16 protein-coding genes are annotated in these 17,792 nt (G+C 63.3%); 5 read left to right on the top strand and 11 right to left on the bottom strand.

Going from position 1 to position 17,792, the window contains the following annotated elements; genetic code table 11:
* Positions 1-13 precede the first annotated feature (13 nt).
* Positions 14-730, bottom strand: coding sequence for a gamma-glutamylcyclotransferase (locus WG899_RS01260; protein WP_339593802.1), 717 nt, complete (start codon positions 728-730; stop codon positions 14-16).
* A gap of 328 nt (positions 731-1,058) precedes the next feature.
* Here WG899_RS01260 and WG899_RS01265 point away from each other — a divergent pair, with 328 nt between their 5' ends.
* Positions 1,059-1,907 carry an amino acid ABC transporter substrate-binding protein gene (locus WG899_RS01265; RefSeq protein WP_339593803.1) on the top strand — a complete coding sequence of 283 codons (849 nt, stop codon included), beginning with the start codon at positions 1,059-1,061 and terminating at the stop codon, positions 1,905-1,907.
* 36 nt (positions 1,908-1,943) lie between these two features.
* On the opposite strand, the gene WG899_RS01270 is transcribed toward WG899_RS01265, so the two are convergent.
* On the bottom strand, positions 1,944-3,287 hold the full coding sequence (locus tag WG899_RS01270) for a sigma-54-dependent transcriptional regulator (RefSeq protein ID WP_339593804.1): 1,344 nt from the start codon (positions 3,285-3,287) through the stop codon (positions 1,944-1,946).
* A complete protein-coding gene (locus WG899_RS01275) occupies positions 3,280-5,292 on the bottom strand; it encodes a sensor histidine kinase (protein WP_339593805.1) in 2,013 nt (670 codons plus the stop codon). Before WG899_RS01275 ends, WG899_RS01270 begins: the two co-directional genes overlap by 8 nt.
* A 306-nt stretch (positions 5,293-5,598) precedes the next feature.
* Between WG899_RS01275 and WG899_RS01280 the strand changes: the two genes are divergently transcribed.
* The 4 genes from WG899_RS01280 to WG899_RS01295 are packed head-to-tail and all read left to right on the top strand — an operon-like array spanning position 5,599 to position 9,179.
* The gene (locus tag WG899_RS01280) at positions 5,599-6,522 is read left to right on the top strand and encodes a branched-chain amino acid ABC transporter permease (protein ID WP_339593806.1); all 924 of its coding nucleotides are present in this window, start codon (positions 5,599-5,601) and stop codon (positions 6,520-6,522) included.
* Between the two features lie 18 nt (positions 6,523-6,540).
* Complete coding sequence (locus tag WG899_RS01285; protein WP_339593807.1) at positions 6,541-7,632, top strand: branched-chain amino acid ABC transporter permease; 1,092 nt, start codon at positions 6,541-6,543, stop codon at positions 7,630-7,632.
* Between the two features lie 23 nt (positions 7,633-7,655).
* Positions 7,656-8,432: an ABC transporter ATP-binding protein gene (locus WG899_RS01290; protein WP_339594212.1), complete on the top strand. Its 777-nt coding sequence runs from the start codon at positions 7,656-7,658 to the stop codon at positions 8,430-8,432.
* A 24-nt stretch (positions 8,433-8,456) separates the two neighbouring features.
* On the top strand, positions 8,457-9,179 hold the full coding sequence (locus WG899_RS01295; protein ID WP_339593808.1) for an ABC transporter ATP-binding protein: 723 nt from the start codon (positions 8,457-8,459) through the stop codon (positions 9,177-9,179).
* Positions 9,180-9,267: 88 nt separating this feature from the next.
* On the opposite strand, the gene WG899_RS01300 is transcribed toward WG899_RS01295, so the two are convergent.
* The 8 genes from WG899_RS01300 to modA all read right to left on the bottom strand — a co-directional run bounded on the left by WG899_RS01300 (position 9,268) and on the right by modA (position 17,773).
* Positions 9,268-9,840 (bottom strand): YSC84-related protein, encoded by a 573-nt coding sequence (locus WG899_RS01300; protein WP_339593809.1) that lies wholly within the window; start codon positions 9,838-9,840, stop codon positions 9,268-9,270.
* A gap of 61 nt (positions 9,841-9,901) precedes the next feature.
* Entirely contained in the window at positions 9,902-10,342 is a 441-nt protein-coding gene (locus WG899_RS01305; RefSeq protein WP_339593810.1) for a hypothetical protein, read from the bottom strand.
* Between the two features lie 144 nt (positions 10,343-10,486).
* Complete coding sequence (locus WG899_RS01310) at positions 10,487-11,632, bottom strand: lipase family protein (RefSeq protein WP_339593811.1); 1,146 nt, start codon at positions 11,630-11,632, stop codon at positions 10,487-10,489.
* A 3-nt stretch (positions 11,633-11,635) separates the two neighbouring features.
* Entirely contained in the window at positions 11,636-13,450 is a 1,815-nt protein-coding gene (locus WG899_RS01315; RefSeq protein WP_339593812.1) for a hypothetical protein, read from the bottom strand.
* Between the two features lie 29 nt (positions 13,451-13,479).
* Entirely contained in the window at positions 13,480-15,063 is a 1,584-nt protein-coding gene (locus WG899_RS01320) for a phospholipase D-like domain-containing protein (protein WP_339593813.1), read from the bottom strand.
* Positions 15,064-15,161: 98 nt separating this feature from the next.
* Positions 15,162-16,298, bottom strand: a complete 1,137-nt coding sequence (locus tag WG899_RS01325; protein WP_339593814.1) for an ABC transporter ATP-binding protein — start codon at positions 16,296-16,298, stop codon at positions 15,162-15,164.
* Positions 16,298-16,963 (bottom strand): molybdate ABC transporter permease subunit, encoded by a 666-nt coding sequence (modB, locus tag WG899_RS01330; protein ID WP_339593815.1) that lies wholly within the window; start codon positions 16,961-16,963, stop codon positions 16,298-16,300. The genes WG899_RS01325 and modB overlap by 1 nt, the downstream gene beginning before the upstream one ends.
* A gap of 15 nt (positions 16,964-16,978) precedes the next feature.
* The gene (gene modA / locus WG899_RS01335) at positions 16,979-17,773 is read right to left on the bottom strand and encodes a molybdate ABC transporter substrate-binding protein (RefSeq protein ID WP_339593816.1); all 795 of its coding nucleotides are present in this window, start codon (positions 17,771-17,773) and stop codon (positions 16,979-16,981) included.
* Positions 17,774-17,792 lie beyond the last annotated feature (19 nt).

Here is a 17,792-nt window from a genome sequence, read left to right on the forward strand (position 1 = left end):
ACCGGTGCTGCGCTCACTCAAGCGGTGGGCATAGGCCGTGGCGAGCGGCGAGCCGCCATTGCCGCTCAAGATCGGCGTCATGCAGGCCGCGCTCGTGCAGGCTTTTTACGGTGCGGATCAGGTAGTCCAAGGTCGTGCCATAGCGACCGCTCGCATGCCTGAAGATGTGAAGCAGCGCCGCCTCGCTGAGCGCCCCAACATGGCCGGCGCTGGCCCGTGACAAGGTGAAGCCAAGTGCGCGGCGAGGCCCATCCGGCGTGAGGCAGTTCAACCAGCGCGGCTGGTAGGAGCCCACCACCATTTCGCGCGCCCATAAGATGTTCAGCAGCGCCTCGCTTTCGGAGGGCTGGACTCGGTAGACCAGTCCCTGGCAACTGCCACCCGACAATAGCGTGAGCACCAAGCCTGGTTGTTCGGCACTGCCGCGGTTGACCAGCGAGCGCAAGCGCAAGGCCCGGTGATAGCCATGCACCCGCGCCGGCCAGGTTTGCGCCGGCACGAAGCCAGGCTTCCAGATCAAGGATCCGTAGGCAAACAGCAGCAGCCCATGCTGGCGGTCCCAGGCTTGTTGAGCGACTTGCAGCAAGTCGCGGCTGCGCTGCGGCAGGCGAGCCAAGGCGTCGGCGATGTTGTCTGCCGAGCTTTCGGGTGTGCTTTCAGCCTGGGCTCTGTTTGGCACCTCGTCCTTCATTTCGCCGCTGGCATTGCGGCTATTGCTGTGTTGATCCATGCTTTATGGGGACTGATGGCAACTCATGGTCCTGCCATGCTGCCACAGCCTGCGAGCTTGGTGCTTCTACGCTTGTCAGCGCTGGGCCAGCGGGGACAATGCTGCGCAGGGCGATGGGGACTCTTCCTGCGCCATCCGCTGCCAAGGTCCGGTGTCTGTGTTGTCGATTTCTCTGAGAACTTTCCTGCTTGTGTTTGTGCCTTGCTGCAGCTTGCTGGGCCGAGGAGGGCCCAAGGCCTGGGTACTTGGCTGCTCGCTCTTGGCCGGGGCCTCTTGGGCCAATCCAAGCCAGACCGCACCCGCGGCGCCGCAGCTTGCCGCAACGCCGATGGCCGTCTCCGAGTCCGCCACGCTGCGAAAAATCCTCGACACTGGCGTGCTGGTGATGGGCCACCGGGTCGCCTCGGCGCCGTTTTCCTATTTGAACGCGCAGCTCAAACCGATCGGCTATTCGGTCGACATTTGCCAACAGGTGATCGAGGCGGTCAAGCGCCGCCTGGCGATGCCGGAGTTAGAGCTGAAAATGCTGGCGGTCACCTCGGCCACGCGCATGCCGCTGGTGGCCAATGGTTCGGTCGACCTGGAGTGCGGCATTACCACCAACACGCCGGAGCGGCAAAAGACTCAGGCTTTTTCGCTGACCACCTTTGTGGCCGAGACGCGCTTGCTGTCCAAGCGCGCCAGCGGCCTGCGTACGCTGGCCGATCTGCGCGGCAAGCCGGTGGCCAGCACCATCGCCACTACCAGCATTCAGTTTCTGCATCAAGCCAATCTCAGCGAGGGCTTGAATATGAAGATCCTGGTCGGCCAGGACGACCGCGACGCGTTCCGATTGTTGGAGACCGACCGCGCCCTGGCCTATGCGATGGACGATGTGCTCTTGCGCATGTCGCTGCTGGGCGCCGCGCGACCCGGCGACTACCAAATCTCCGAGGAGGCCTTCTCGGTCGAACCGTATGCCATCGGCCTGCCGGCCGGTGACCCGGTTTTCAAGGCCTTGGTGGATGGTGTGATCGCCGACCTGTACCGACAGGGCGAGATCCAGGCCATCTATCGTAAGTGGTTCCAGTCGCCGATTCCGCCCAAGGGGCAGAACCTGCAACTGCCGATGAGTGAGGCTTTCAAACGGGTGATCGCCAAGCCGATTGACTCGGCCGATCCCGGCCACTATCGCTGAGTTTCAGCTGACTGAAAACTCGGCTGCGAGCCGAGTTCAGCGGAATCGCTCCAGCTCGATGCCGTGCCGGTTCAGCTTGTCGTAAAGGGTTTTCTTCGCCGTGCCCAGCATTTCCATCGCCGCCGGCACGCGCCCCTGACAACGCCGCAAGGCCTGCTCAATCAGCGCCTTTTCCACTTGATCCATTTGCTGGGCCAGCGTGCTGGCCGCTGCCGGGTCAAGCTTGCCGCTGCTGCCCTCGTCACCGGCGATATCGAGCACAAATCGGTCGGCTGCGTTGCGTACCTCGCGCACATTGCCGGGCCAGTCGTGGGCCATCAACTCACGCAGCCGCTGTGGACTGAGCTCGGGCGCGCTGCGCTCATAGCGGCTGCAAGCCTGGGCGACGAAATGCTCGAACAGCAGCGGAATGTCCTCGCGCCGCTCGCGCAGCGGCGGCAGCATCAAGATGGCCACATTGAGCCGGTAATACAAGTCGCCGCGGAATTTCTGCTGCTCGCTCAAAGCGCGCAGATCGGCCTTGGTGGCCGCAATCACCCGCACATTGATCGGCAATTCTTCATTCGAACCGAGCCGCTCGACGCGGCGCTCCTGCAGCACCCGCAGCAGCTTGATCTGCAGCGCCATCGGCATGGTCTCGATCTCGTCCAGCAACAAGGTGCCGCCGTTGGCGTGCTCGATCTTTCCGATGCGGCGCTTGCCGGCCGAGGTGAAGGAGCCCGCCTCATGGCCAAACAACTCGCTCTCGAACAAGGCCTCGGGCAGCCCGCCGCAGTTGATGGCCACAAAGTTGCGGTCGCGCCGCAGGCTCTGGTCATGCAGGCAGCGCGCCACCAGCTCCTTGCCGGTGCCGGTCTCGCCCAGAATCATCACGTCGGCCGAGGTGTCGGCCAAGTTCAGCACTTGGCGGCGCACTTGCTGCATCGCCGGCGAGTCGCCCAAGAGCACCGCCTCCATGCCGCTGCGCCGCTGCAGCTGACCGCGCAACTCGTCCACGGCCACGCGCAACACGCGCTTGTCCAGCGCCCGCACGATGGCGTCGACAAAGCGCTCCGGTGCAAACGGCTTTTCAATGAAGTCATAGGCGCCGGTCTGCATGGCGCGCACCGCCATCGCCACATCGCCATGTGCGGTCATCAAGACCACCGGAATATCGGCATCGGTGGCCACCACATGGTCGAGCAGGCCCAGGCCGTCCATGCCCGGCAAACGCACATCGGTGGCCACCACCAGTTGCGCGCCGGCCTGGATGTGGGGCAAGGCTTCTTCGGCCGATCCGCACGCCAAGACCTCCAGTCCGGCCAATTCCAGGGTTTGCGTCAGGCTGGCCCGCACCGGCGGATCATCCTCAACAAACAAGACCTTGAATCCCTCAAACATTGATGCCATCCCTTGTGCTGACTTCCAGATCGAATTCGAACGTCATGCCGCCGCCCTGATCGGCCGGCCGCGCATGGGCGCGCAAGCTGCCGCCAAATTCGTGGACGATTTTCGACGATATGACCAGGCCCAAGCCCAGGCCTTGGCCGGCCGGCTTGGTGGTGAAGAAGGGTTCAAACAGGCGTGGCAACAAATCGGCCGGCATGCCGGCGCCGCTGTCGCTGACACGCAGGATGACCCGCTTTGCGGAGCCTGCCGAACCTCCCGAACCTCCAGCGTTGTCCGGTTGCGGCGCTGTGCTGATCTCCAAACGCCTGCTGGCCGCGTCTTTCATCGCGTCCAGGGCATTGGCGAACAGATTGACCAAGACTTGCTCCAGCCGGTTCGGCTCGCAACGCACCCAGACGCGTTCGAGTTCGTCGGCCATCTTGAAGTCCACCGCCTCGGCCTGCAGCCGGTGCTCGATCAAGAGCCTGGCGCCCTTGACCGCCGCCGCCAAGGACACCGGCGCATGCACCGACTCGGCCTTGCGGGCGAAGCTCTTCAGCTGACGGGTGATGCCGGTCATGCGTTCGACCATGGCGTCGATGGTGCGCAGGTTTTCGCCCACCGTGGCGTTGCGGCCCTTTTCCAAGAGCAGCAGGCTGTTGCGTGACAAGGCGCGCAGCGCGGTCAGTGGCTGGTTCACCTCATGCGCAATGCCGGCCGACATCTGGCCCAGCACCGCCAGTTTGGCGGCCTGCATCAGCTCGTCTTCGGCCTGCAGGCGCTGGGCGATCTGGCGCTTCAACTCCTCGTTGGTATGGCTCAGTTCCTGGGTACGCTCGGCCACCTGCGCCTCCAGCTGAGCGTGGGCCAGTCGCAAAGCTTCGCTGGCTTGCAGCAGCTGCGTGTGGGCGCGCCGGCGCGAGGCCAGGTACAGCGCCAGCAAGCCGATCAAGGCGCCCACCGCGCCACCTGCCCAAGCGGCGTAGCGCGACTGACGCCATACCTCAGCGGGGTCCGACAAGGTCACCAGGCGCAAGGCCAGGGGGAGCAGGGCGCGTTGCTGGGCCAGCAGCTTTTGGCTGGGGGCGGGGCTGCCATCGGGGCGGGCCTGCAGGGCTGGCACATCGACCAACAAGGCTTCGTCTTGCAAACCGTCGGCGCCGAACAGATTCAAGGCACCGCGTAAAGGCCCGGCATAGCGCCCCGAAGTCTGCAACTCGCTGCGCTCGGCCGGGCTGCGCTCACTCAGCAATTGGTACTTCCAGTTCGGTACCGACGACATGATGACGACCTCGTTGTCGTCCACCACCAGCAGCTTTTCGCCTTGCGAACGCAGACCTTGGTCCACCCAGGTGGCTTCCAGTGGCGCCAGGTTCAGGCGCAACACAATTTGGCCCAGCAACCGGCCTCCCCGGTTGATGTTGTGCAGCAAGAAGTAGTCGGTGCTGCCATTGGCTTCATTGGCGGCGAAGAAATGCGTATTGCTGGAGCGCAGATGGGCACCCAGCCTGCGCACCACGGCCTCGGCCGCACTCAACTCGGCGCCACTCGCCGCTGCGGCGGCTGGCCGTGGGCTGCTTTCGCTGCTGGCCAAAACCCGGCCATCGGCATCGGTCACAAAGCTCAGGCTCAGACCCGATCGCACCTTGATGCCGGCCAGCTTGCGAGCGGCCCGCTGCTGCAGCGCCACGTCATCGGGTGCGGCCAGCAAGGCCTGCAGGTCGGCGTCAATCGCCATCAGGCTGGGCAAGTAGGCGTGGCGTGCCAATTCGGCTTCCAGGCTGGCGGCGTACAACTCCAGCCGCTCGGCCGCCACTGCTGCCAACTGCTCGGTCCCGGCACGCTCGCTCCAGCGCTGACCCAGGGCCATGCCCGCGGCGATCAGCAGCAGCGTCAGGTAGACGATGGAACTGGTGCGAGGCAAGCGCTCAATCAGGCGCTGAACGAGGCGCTGAAGGAGGGGCAGGGGCAAGCCCGGCGCCGCGGGCGGCGATGGGCTGTGGGGAGGCGTGGTCATGGTGCAGGAGGATTCGGGCTGCGTAGTGTGCCCAAAGCCAAGCCTTCTGTCCCGGGCTCTTGCAAGAAGTTTTTTGCCTTGCGCTGGTGGTGGGCCGTGGCTGCTCTCGGCTTTGTGCCGAAGTCCGCGCAGTCCAGCTAGCGCTGGTGCGGAATTCCGCTCAGGCGCGGATGTCGAGCGCTTGTGATGCGTGGCTTCCCCATGGGCGCGTCTCGGTGCTTACCCGGGGAGGCTGACTTTTGGCATATGGCTTGCGTGCTTCAAGCGCAGTTCGACGACAGATTCGCACGTAAAGGAAGACAAACGATGGAAACTTTTTTGCAACAGATCATCAACGGTCTGGTGCTGGGCAGCATGTATGCCTTGGTGGCCCTGGGCTACACCATGGTCTACGGCATCATCAACCTGATCAACTTCGCCCACGGCGAGATCTTGATGGTGGGTGGCCTGGTCAGTTGGACCGTCGTCAGCGCGCTGGCCGATAGCGGCCTGCCGGGCTGGCTGATGATGTTGATCGCCCTGGCTTGCGCGGTGGTGGTCTGCGTGGTCCTGAATCTGCTGGTCGAAAAGATCGCCTACCGGCCGCTTCGCAATGCGCCGCGTCTGGCGCCGCTGATCACGGCCATGGGCATGTCGCTGCTCTTGCAGACCCTGGCCATGATCATCTGGAAGCCGAACCCCAAACCTTTCCCGCTGCTCTTGCCGACCACGCCGATCGATCTGGGCGGCCCGGTCATCACCGTCACGCAATGCGTCATTCTCGGCTCCACCGTGATGATCCTGGCCACGCTGATGTGGCTGGTCAATCACACCAAGCTGGGCCGCGCGATGCGGGCTACCGCCGAAAACCCACGGGTTGCCGGCCTGATGGGTGTGAAGCCCGATTTCATCATCTCCACCACCTTTGTGATTGGTGCTGCCTTGGCGGCGGTGGCCGGCCTGATGTGGGCGGCCAACTACGGCACGGTGCAGCACACGATGGGCTTTATGCCGGGGCTGAAGGCCTTCACGGCCGCGGTCTTGGGCGGGGTGGGCAACTTGGCGGGCGCCATGGTGGGTGGCGTGCTGCTTGGCCTGATCGAGGCGATCGGCGCCGGCTATTTGGGTGAGCTGACCGGCGGTGTACTGGGCAGCCATTACGCCGACATCTTTGCCTTTGTGGCATTGATCCTGGTGCTGACCTTGCGGCCCTCGGGCTTGCTGGGTGAGCGTGTGGCTGACCGTGCTTGATCGAGCAAGGAGATAAACATGCAACAACAGAAAAACAAAATCTTCGTTTTCCTGCTCGCGGCGCTCGGCCTCTTGGTCGTGCCCTTGATCGCGCAGCAGTTTGGCAACGGCCCGGTGCGCATCATCGATCTGGCCTTGCTCTATGTGATGCTGGCCCTGGGCCTGAACATCGTGGTCGGCTATGCCGGTCTTCTGGACCTGGGCTATGTGGCGTTTTACGCCGTGGGCTCTTATATGTTCGCGCTCTTGGCCAGCCCGCACCTGAGTGAAAACTTCGAGGCCTTCCGCGCCGCTTTTCCCGAAGGATTGCATTCGCCACTGTGGCTGATCATTCCCCTGGGCGCCGGTGTTGCCGGTATTTTTGGCGTGCTGCTGGGTGCCCCAACGCTGAAACTGCGCGGTGACTATCTGGCCATCGTCACCTTGGGCTTTGGCGAAATCATCCGGGTGTTCTTGAACAACCTGGAGTACCCGATCAACGTGACCAACGGCCCTCGCGGCATCGGCCAGATCGACGCGATCCACTTCTTTGGTCTGGATCTGGGCAAGGGCCTGGAAGTGTTCGGCTACAAGCTGCCTTCGGTGACGCTGTACTACTACCTCTTTTTGACCCTGGTCGTGTTCAGCGTGATCATCTGCTATCGCCTCGAGAACAGCCGCATCGGCCGCGCCTGGATGGCGATTCGTGAAGACGAGATCGCCGCGAAGGCCATGGGCATCAACACCCGCAATATGAAGCTCTTGGCCTTCGGCATGGGTGCGACCTTCGGCGGTGTGTCCGGCACCATGTTCGCTTCCTTCCAGGGCTTCGTCAGCCCCGAGTCCTTCAGCCTGCAAGAGTCGGTGATGATCGTGGCGATGGTGGTCTTGGGCGGCATTGGTCACATTCCCGGTGTGATCCTCGGCGCCTTGTTGCTGTCGGCCTTGCCAGAAGTACTGCGTTATGTCGCCGGTCCCTTGCAAGAGATGACGGGTGGTCGACTTGATGCGTCCATCCTGCGCCAGTTGCTGGTGGCCTTGGCCATGATCGGCATCATGCTGGTGCGTCCGCGCGGCCTCTGGCCCTCGCCGGAGCACGGCAAGGCCGCTCCACAACCGGTTCGTCTGTGAACGCGAGGGAATCAAGCATGAGCATGCAAGACGTCATTCTGAAAGTCGCCGGTGTTTCCAAACGATTCGGCGGCCTGCAAGCGCTGTCCGATGTGGGCATCCAGATCAACAAGGGTCAGGTTTACGGCCTGATCGGCCCCAACGGTGCCGGCAAGACCACCTTCTTCAATGTGATCACCGGGCTCTACACCCCGGATGCAGGGACCTTTGAGTTAGGTGGCGCGCCTTATGCGCCGACCGCGGTGCACGAGGTGGCCAAGACCGGCATTGCGCGCACCTTCCAGAACATCCGGCTGTTTGCCGAGATGACGGCGCTGGAGAACGTGATGGTCGGCCGCCACATCCGCACCGGCTCAGGCCTGCTGGGGGCGGTGTTCCGCACCCCCGGCTTCAAGGCCGAGGAGGCCGCCATTGCCAAGCGCGCCCTGGAGTTGCTCGACTATGTGGGCATTGGCAAGTACGCGGAGTACAAGGCCCGCACGCTGAGCTATGGCGACCAACGCCGCCTGGAAATCGCCCGCGCCCTGGCTACGGATCCGAAGCTGATCGCCCTGGATGAGCCCGCCGCCGGCATGAACGCGACCGAAAAGGTGGTGCTGCGCGAATTGATCGACCGCATCCGCAAGGACGGCCGCACGATCTTGCTGATCGAGCATGACGTCAAGTTGGTGATGGGCTTGTGCGACCGTGTCACCGTGCTGGACTACGGCAAGCAAATCGCCGAGGGCACGCCTTATGACGTGCAGCGCAACGAGAAGGTGATCGAGGCCTACCTCGGCGCCGGCCACAGCAACGCGTAAGCAGCGCAGGAGACAGAAAAAATCATGGCACAGAAAAATACCCTGCTGAAGGTCAAGGACCTGAAGGTCGCGTATGGCGGCATCCAGGCCGTCAAGGGCGTGGATTTCGAGGTCGTCGAAGGGCAGTTGGTCAGCCTGATCGGTGCCAACGGCGCCGGCAAAAGCACCACGCTGAAGGCCGTGACCGGCTTGCAGCCGGTGGCCGACGGCTCGATTGAATATTTGGGCAAAGCGATCAAGGGCCAAGGCGCTTGGGATCTGGTCAAGCAAGGCCTGGTGATGGTGCCGGAAGGGCGTGGCACCTTCACCCGCATGACCATCACCGAGAACCTCTTGATGGGCGCCTATATCCGCAGCGACAAGGCTCAGATCGCGGCCGATATCGAGCGCATCTTCGGCATCTTCCCGCGCCTGAAGGAGCGTCGCAATCAGTTGGCCGGCACCATGTCCGGGGGCGAGCAGCAGATGTTGGCGATGGGCCGTGCCTTGATGACCCAACCCAAGGTGCTGCTGCTGGATGAGCCGTCGATGGGCCTGTCACCGATCATGGTGGACAAGATCTTCGAGGTGGTGAACGACATCCATGCGCAGGGCGTGACGATCTTGCTGGTGGAGCAAAACGCCAGCCGGGCGCTGCAGATCGCCGATCGCGGCTATGTGATGGAGTCGGGTGTGATCAGCATGAGCGGTGACGGCAAGACCTTGCTGAACGACCCGAAGGTGAGGGCGGCCTATCTGGGCGAATAAGCCCGCCCTGTGGCACTAAATCTGGCTCGGCGGGCTGGCACAACAGGTGCAGTTCCTGCCAAGCCAGTGACGCCGAGCGGTTCAGCGATTACTTCTTCTTTTTGTAATTGAACTTCTGCCCGCTGACCGTGGCCTCATACATCAGGCCACCGTGCGGCAGGGTGAAGACCGCCATGCCGTGGTTGTAGGCGCCGACCGATTTGGCGTTGTCTCTATCACCGCTGATCTGGGCCGATGAACCGGTGGTGCTGGTCTTGGCGCCAGCGCCTGCCGTTATGGCGACAGCCGAGGCCTCGGCTCCGAACTCAAATTCGCCCTTGGTGAAGGTCTTCAAGGCGGCTTGATCTTCGAAGTAGATGATCTGGCTGAAGCCCTGGCCGCCGAGTTGGAAGCCCACGCTGACCTGCGTCATCGAGGTGTTGCCGATGTACTTGCCCTGCTCATAGACGCGGCCCTTGCCGTAGGCGCCGCCGATGCCGATGCCGGCCTTGCCGATGGTGGGGAAAACGGCATAACCGTAGGCGTTCTTGGCGATCTTGCCGCTTTCTTCCGCCTTGGCGAAGGCCTTGACGGTGTTTTGGTACGAGTCTGCCCAGGCCGGGGCGGCGGCCACCGTCAGCATGGATAAGCCCAGTGCGGAAATGAAAATGCGTTTGTTCATAGAGATTCCTTGTCAGTGAAAAGACTGAAGGGGGAGGGAACGTCGTGGCGCAGGCCTGGCCTCACTTGCCGCTGTTGGTGACGCCAAGCTGCAAGATGTAATTGCTGTGTTCATTGCGTCGCGCGGCGTTGCGCATCAGGTAGACGCGCACGGTGTAGTCACCGGCCACGGTGTTGTTGAGCTTGAAGTCGTTGCCGGCGCTCGAACCAATGTGGATGGCCTCGCCTTCCGAACCCGGCGGCAGCAAATTGAAATAGCTGGACGGGTTGCTCGGCTTGAAGGCCACCTGCAAGACCTGGCCGGCACCGGTGCGCAGCTTGTAGTCAATCGTTTCATCGCCTTTGATGCTGCCCTTGATGGTGGTGCTGGAAGCGCCCTTTTTGAAATGCACCTGCTGAACCTTGATGCCGGCTTCCGCTGCATTTGCCGCTTGCGGGACGGACATCAGGGCGGTTGTAACAGCGCTGGCAACGATGACGGTGAGGCAGGCGTTTTTCATCATGGGTGGATGCCTTTGCAAATGAACTGATGAGCTGAAGGGCTGAGTTGCGGATGACAAAAACCGCCAGCCGCGTTGTTGCATTGACTTTAGTCCTGTTCGAGGCCGGCGCTATGACAGTCGTGCCTTGGCTGTGTAACAAAAAGGTTAGGGACTGGTCCCCAGGGTCCACTTGACCATGCTGCGGAACAAGGCCTCGCGCGGATAGCCTCGCTCACTGGTGCTGGCGCGCATCCAAGCGCTGGGGTGGCGTTCGCGCGGCAGGGCGATGTCCCAATGGTCGGCGCGGGCCTCGGCGAGCAAGCTGCTACCGGGCAGTATGGCGTCGCGGCTGAGCAACTGGCCGTCATTGCGCGGGTCGATATTGTTCAGCGCGCTGTGGAAGGGGCGCAGTGAAATGCCAACCTCATGGCTTGGCACAAAGCCGACCACCGAGTGATAGCGCATGCTCGCCGGCGGCGGATTGGCGACCAGCCAGGCCACGCTCTCGCGCTGCGTCACGCTGCTGACCTCTTGCCCGTCGGAGGCGGAGCAGCCAAAGGGATCCACCCGGGTCGAGAGGCTTTCAAAAATGTCCTCAAAATGGTCGGCCAAACGGGTTCCCATCACCACACCGGCCACCGACACCAGGTCGGTTACGGCCTTGGGCAGGCCATCCGCATCGGCCTGCAGCAGGGCCAGCGCCCGCAAGGTGTCCGGTACCCCTTTGGAATAGGCCACCAAGACGATCCGTTGCACGCCGGGGCGTGCTGCGGCTTGGCGAATCGCCTCGGCCACTCGCTTGGCATTGGCCGCGCTGGATTCACGGCCGGGCACGGCCACGGCGCGGATATCGGCCAGGCCTAAATCGGCATACTGACGGTAGGCTTCGGTGCGGCTCAGCGTGCGTTCGCGCACCAAACCGTCGCCAAAGGGCACCGACTGATCGTCAAAACAGTCGGAGAACAAACCAGGAACCAGCAGTACTGTGCTGCTGGACGCGCGCTCCGCGAATCGCTGTTGGATCAGTCGCAGTTGCTCGGATGAGCCATTGCCTGCGGCCTGCTGAGTTTTGGCGTCAATGCCATGCAGCCAGGCCTCGAAGGCCTGCGGCTTGTCCCCAGGGTGCTCTCGCAGTTCTTGGGCAAACAAAGCTCCAAAGGCTTGGCGCTGGTCGCTGATGCCGGCCGCGGCGATGGGCAGGTTGACGATGGGCCAGGGACTCATCACCGGCGGCGGTGCCACCCAACTCGCACAGGCGCTGAGCAATAAAGGTAGTGTGGGCCAAAGAAGGGCCAGTTTCGAGATCTTCACGGTTCAGTCCATGCCCACGGTGGCTTCGCTCAGAAAGAAGCGTTCGGTGCGGCGTTTCGCTTCGCTGCGGTTTTCGTTGCGGGTGTCTTCGGTAGCGTCGAAGTCGATCTTGGCGGCTTGCACGGCCCGGCAAGTCATATAGGCCTTGGCGCGCGGTTCGGCCAGGTCGTCCAGATGGTTGCCCAGCAGGTCGACCAGTTTGGCCTTGCGCCTGAACAAGTCCACCTGCGCGGCGTAGTCGCTCGGCTGTTCGGCCCGCAGCGCGCTGATGCATTCATCAAAGCTGCTGCCCTTGCACCACTTGGGGAATTCGGCCTTGATCTGGGCGCGGGTGTCGGTGCTGACGAATTGCTTGACCTGCAAAATAGCGTCCAGCATCGCATCTTGGTAGGCCTGCGCATGCTCATACAGCGTTGCATCGCAGCCTTCGCAATCGGGGCCAAAGCGTTTCAGCAACCAGCCGATCAAATTGCCACGCGACTCGCGTTGCTTGTGCACCAGTTCATGGTCCACCGCCCGAATGGCCTCGACAGGCATGTCCAACGTGCCGCAGGTCTGCGCTTCCCAGGCGGCCAACAACTCGGCATCGCTTTGCACCGCTTGCTCGCCGCGTGGCATCAATTCGCCGCGCACCTTGATGCGGTTGGCGGCCTCATCGTAGGCAAAGCTGATGCGGCGATAGGCGATCGGCCAGTCGGACAGCGAACTGACATTCAACTCCAGCACCGGCCGGATATCGAGTTCTCGGTGGGCGGCCCAAAAACCCCGGTGGGTATGCGCCGACAAATACACCAGCGGATGCGTGACCTGCGACATCAGGTTGCGCAGCAGCAGGCGTGACGGCAGCCCGAGGGCGCGCCAATTGTGGTGGCCCGCAAAGATCACCAAATCGCCCTGCCGCATGGCCTCGGTCACCCAATGGGTGAGTGCGCGCACCTGATCGAGGTTGACGTGACCGATGCTGCCTGGGCTGCGTCCCATCAAGGTGTCCCAACTGCTGACCAAGGGGCCGGCCTGATTGGTGTCTAGACCGATCACAAACACATCCCGCGTGGCACCGGGGGCGCGCGGCAGCTTGATGCGCTGGGCCAGAAAAGAGTCGGCATAGGCATAACCGTCCAATACATGGGCTTCGATGCCGCTCAAAAAAGCCTCGGCATTGGGGTTGCTCCAGCTGACGCGGTGTGAGCCCTTGGGCGGGGGCAGCTTGATGCCGGGCTGCGAGGGAACGGCCGCCTGGCCCGCCAGGTACATCTGGATGAAGTCGCGCTTGCTGAAGGCCTCGTTTTCGCTCTTGTGGGCCTTGTCTTCCAGGCTTGCGCCGCGCCGGCAGGCTTGGTTCCACTTCTGCGCGTCCCGGTTCAGCACATCATCGAGGATGCTGTAGCCATAGATGCCAAACATCAGCCCATCATGATTGCCTGGCAGGATGGCGCCGGCCCGGCCGGCGGCATTGAAGACCCGGCTCATGCGCTGGGCTTCCGAGCGGCAGGACATGTCCAACACATCGCCCAGATGAAGAAAGTGCTCGTCCGGGTGCGCCTGCAGCGCCCATTCCATGATGCGGCGGCCAAACAGCGGCTGTTCCGGCGGGCGCTGCGCGACCTCTACGTAGGCATCGACGGCGCTGTCGTTGTCGTACAGCGGCCAGCCGGTGGGCTCATGCTCCTGCGTGTCGCCCAGCGCCACGATCGGCGTGGTCAGCGTTTGATAGGCGGCCGCGGCCTCGCTGCCGGCATCGGGGGCGGGCTGCGGCGCGAAGCTTGCGCAAGCGCTCAAGGCGGCCGTGCTGGCGAGTGTGCAGAGTCGAAGCATCATTGAGTGCATGAAGCGTTGAGTCACTGTGTTCAGTAATAACTGGACGGCATCAGTTTGAAGAACCAACTCTGCAGGCGTTGCCATGGGCTGCGCGCAGGGGCTTGGTCCAACACCGGGCCTTCGCCGTGCCAGCGAATCTGTTGACCCGGCTCCAGCATCAACTGCCAGCTGTTGGCCGGGCTCATGTCGCGCTCCATGCGCTGCGCCAGTTCGGTGGCGAGCGCCGGGCTGTCGATGATGACGCCCATCTCGGAGTTGATGATCTCGGAGCGCGGGTCGAGGTTCATCGATCCGATGAAGCTGCGCGTTCGGTCAATCACCATGGCCTTGGTGTGCAGGCCGGCAAAGCCGGAGCGCACCGGTGCGGTGTCGACCCAGTCCTTCTTGATGGCGGGGTCAGGTCTTAACTCATGCAAGGCCGCCCCGGTCTTCAGGATCGGCGCGCGCCAGTCTTCGTAATGGGCGTTCACCGCCGGCACATCGTGCGAGGCCAGCGAGTTGGTCAAGATGCGCACGCGGACACCTCGCGCCTGCAGCTCGGCCAGATCGTTCATGAAGTTGGCGTCTGGAATGATGTAGGCATTGGTGATCAAGACTTCGGCCTGTGCCGAGCGCATCAGCGCCCGGAAGGCTTCAGGCGTGTGATTGCGCACGCCCTCGGCCCGCGATGGTGAGTCGGTGTGCACCACACTGCGTCCGGGCATCAGCGAGGGGCCAAGCTGGGCCTGTTCGGCCGACCAGTCGCGGCGCCCGGCGAGCAAGTCCTGCATCGCGGGGTGTGCAGCTGCGGCCTCGGGAAGCTCGATCTCCGCCGCCGTGATGCGTTTCTTTTTGTTGATGTCGGGCGTGGTCGGGATTGCTTGGACCCAGTCGCTGTTCCAGTAGCGGTCAAAGACCGCGCTGGCCTGGCGTGCCACCGGCCCGACACCGAGCACATCAAGGTCATGGAAATTGAACTCGGCGTCCAGACCAAAATACTCGTCACCGATATTGCGCCCGCCGATGATGGCCACGCGGTTGTCCACCACCATCTGCTTGTTGTGCATGCGCCGATTGATGCGGCTGAATTCGCTGGCCCCTTCGATGACGCGGCCGAACCAGTCGCGCTGTTGCCAAGCATTGAAGGTTCGGACCTGAATATTCGGGTGCGAATCGATATGGGCCAAGATCTCGTCGCGCAACTCGGGCGCTGTCATGCGGCGCAGCATGGTGCTCAAGTCATCGAACAAGAGGCGCACCTTGACGCCGCGCTCGGCCGCGGCAATCACGCGGGCCATCAGCAGTTGGCCACTGGCATCACCAAACCAGACGTAGTACTGCAAATCGAGGCTGTGGCTGGCTTGGTCAATCAGCGCCAGGCGCCACCGCAGCCCTTCCGAGTTCTTTTCCAGCAAGCGAAAGCCTGAGACCTCGGGCCCATGGCGCGCCGCGACCTGTGCCTCGGTCTGCGCCCATGCGCCCGAGGCTTTCGCATCCATGGCATAGGCTGCGGGCGGCTTGGGGCCGTGCGGGGGCGCGCTGGCACATGCCGCCAACAGGAGCAGCAGCCCCCCGCACATGGACAGCCGCAAACAGCGCGAGCGCATCAGCCACTTGGCAGGCAAAGAGAACATGGGTAAACCACTCAAAACAAGCCTTGGGGTGGATTGTGAGGGCAAAACAAGCCAGGCTTGCTAACGTCAAGAACAGGGGGTGCCGAGGGTGTGGAGCGTCAGCCTTGGCGCCAGGGCATCACATGCACAAAGGCCATGTCCAGGCGCACGCCAAGTCGCGCGCCCAAGGTCAATTGCCTGCGTTCGCTGCCCGACAGGGTCAACAAGAGGCTGATGCCTGGCGCCCGGTCCAGGCTGAGGGTGCAAAGACTGATCTCGCCGAGCTGGCGCGCCTGCACCACGGTGGCCGCAAACTCGTTGGGCATGGCCTCATCCACCTTGTCGAGCAAGGCGATGCCATCGCCCGGAATCACCCAATGCACCGCCTGGCCGGCGGGCAGCTTGCCCTTGTCACGCACCTTCAGAATCGGTGCCGGGTGGGTATTCGAGGCGTCAACAGACCATTGCAACAGGCCCCAGCCGGGTTCCTCGGCCGGGCCCAACCAACGGCCTTGAAAACGATTGTGGATGCCCACCAGATCGGCCACCCGGGCATTGCGGGGGGCGCGGTGGATTTGCGCTGGCGTGCCGGTTTGCAGCACCACGCCTGCGTCCATCACCACCAGGCGGTCGGCTAGCAAGCGGGCTTCATTCAAATCGTGTGTGACCAGCACGATGGGGATGTTCAAGTCACGGCGCAGATCGGCCAGCAAGGGATAGAGCGCCTGGCGGTTCATCTGATCGACGGCCGAGAAAGGCTCATCCAGCAGCAGCAGCCTGGGCTCGCGCGCCAGTGCCCGCGCCACCGCAACCCGCTGCTGCTCGCCGCCGGACAATTGCGCCGGCTTGCGGGCCTGCTGCGCCGCCCCCAGTCGCACATGCTCCAGCCAATGTTTGGCTTGTGCCAGTCGTTGCGTCAGGGGCAGGTGCAGCAGCGACAGTGCCACATTGTGCAGGGCGTTCAGATGCGGCATCAGGGCATAGTTCTGGAACACCAGGCCCACATGACGCTGCTGCGGCGGCACAAAGAGGCCCGACTCGCTGTCGGACCAAAGTTGAGCGCCGACACTGACGCGCCCCTGCTGTGGCCGCATCAGCCCGGCCAGCACCCGCAACATCGAACTCTTGCCGGCACCCGAGGGCCCGACGATCGCCAGCAACTCGCCGGCCTCGCAGCGCAAGGCGCCGGACAGCCGCATTGGCTGCGTCTGCTCGATACGGGCCTGCAAGGCCAGATCTTCGCGCTGCGCGGCCATCAGCGTCGCACCGCCAGTCGCGCCGAGGCAAAGAAGGACGCGCCGACCGCCAGCAAGGACAGCATCAGCAGCAGCGCCGACATGCGATCTGCGCCCGCCAGATCAAAGGCCTGCACGCGGTCATAAATGGCAATCGCGATGGTCTTGGTTTCGCCGGGGATGCTGCCGCCCATCATCAAAACGACGCCAAATTCACCCAGCGTGTGCACAAAAGTCAGCACCATGGCGGACAGCACGCCGGGCCAGGCCAGTGGCAACTCGACCCGCCAAAAGGTCTGCCAATTGCTCAGGCCGCTGACCGCCGCGGCCTCGGCCAATTGGCTGGGAATGGCCTCGAAAGCGCGCTGCACCGGCTGCACCAGGAAGGGAATATTGAAGATCAAGGAGGCCAGCACCAGACCCAGGAAATTGAAGCTCAGCCGGATGTTCAGATGCTCGGCCATGAACTGCCCGATGCTGGAACTGGCACCCAGGTTGACCAGCAGGTAGTAACCCAGCACGGTGGGCGGCAAGACCAGCGGCAGCACCACCAGCGCCTCGATCGCTGACTTGCCGGCGAAGCGGGTTTGGGCCAGCCAGCGCCCCAGCCAAAGTCCCAGCGGCAGCAACACCAGCAGGGTGACCGCGGCCAGTTGCAGCGAAAGTGAGAAGGCTTGCCAGTCCATCGGTGGGTGTCGACCTCAGTCTTTCGGCAGCGCAAAACCGTGGCGCTTCAAGACCTCTTGCGCTGTGGGTGTGCCCAGGTAGTCAAAAAAAGTACGAGCGGCCGGCGCTGCTCCCTTGATCAACACCATGCGCTGCCGCAGCGGCTGATGCCAGGCTTCCGGAATCAGCACAAAGCTCCCCGATTTGGCCAGTGCTGGCGCCAGCGCCAGCGAATGCGCAATGATGCCGCCTTGGCTAGCCCCAGACAGGGCAAACTGCGCCGCCTGCGCCACGTTCTCCCCCAAGACCAGCTTGCCCTGCAGGCCATCCCAGAGCTTGGCGTGCTGCAAGGCTTCCTTGGCGCGTGCGCCATAGGGGGCGTGCTCCGGGTTGGCGATGGCAAATTTTTGCAAGCGGCCATCGCTGAGTGCCGCCGCCAAGTCCTTCAGTTCGGCGTCGGCCTTCAGCGGCGAGCCTTTCGGCACGATCAGGGCCAGCCGGCCCAGCGCATAGGCGCGGCCGCGGTCTTCGGTCTTGCCGGCTTCGGCAAGGCGGAACACCCAGCTTTCATCGGCGGACAGATACAGATGAAACGGGGCGCCTTGCAAGATCTGCGTGTAGAGGTTGCCCGATGAGCCAAACACCAGGCGCAGCGTCTGACCCGTCTCGGCTTGAAACCGGCTCGCCAACTCCTCCAGCGCAAACTTCAGATCGGCGGCGGCGGCAATGGTCGGCGCGGCCGTGACCGCGTTTTGCGCTTGCAGCGGTGTTGTCAGTCCGCCCAGCAGCATGCAGGCGCCGAGGGCGAGCAGTCGTGCGGCTTTCAGCATAGGTCGACGGGCCAGTTGT

The sequence above is a fragment of the Paucibacter hankyongi genome (assembly GCF_037482915.1).
GTDB classification, from domain to species: domain Bacteria; phylum Pseudomonadota; class Gammaproteobacteria; order Burkholderiales; family Burkholderiaceae_C; genus Paucibacter_A; species Paucibacter_A hankyongi.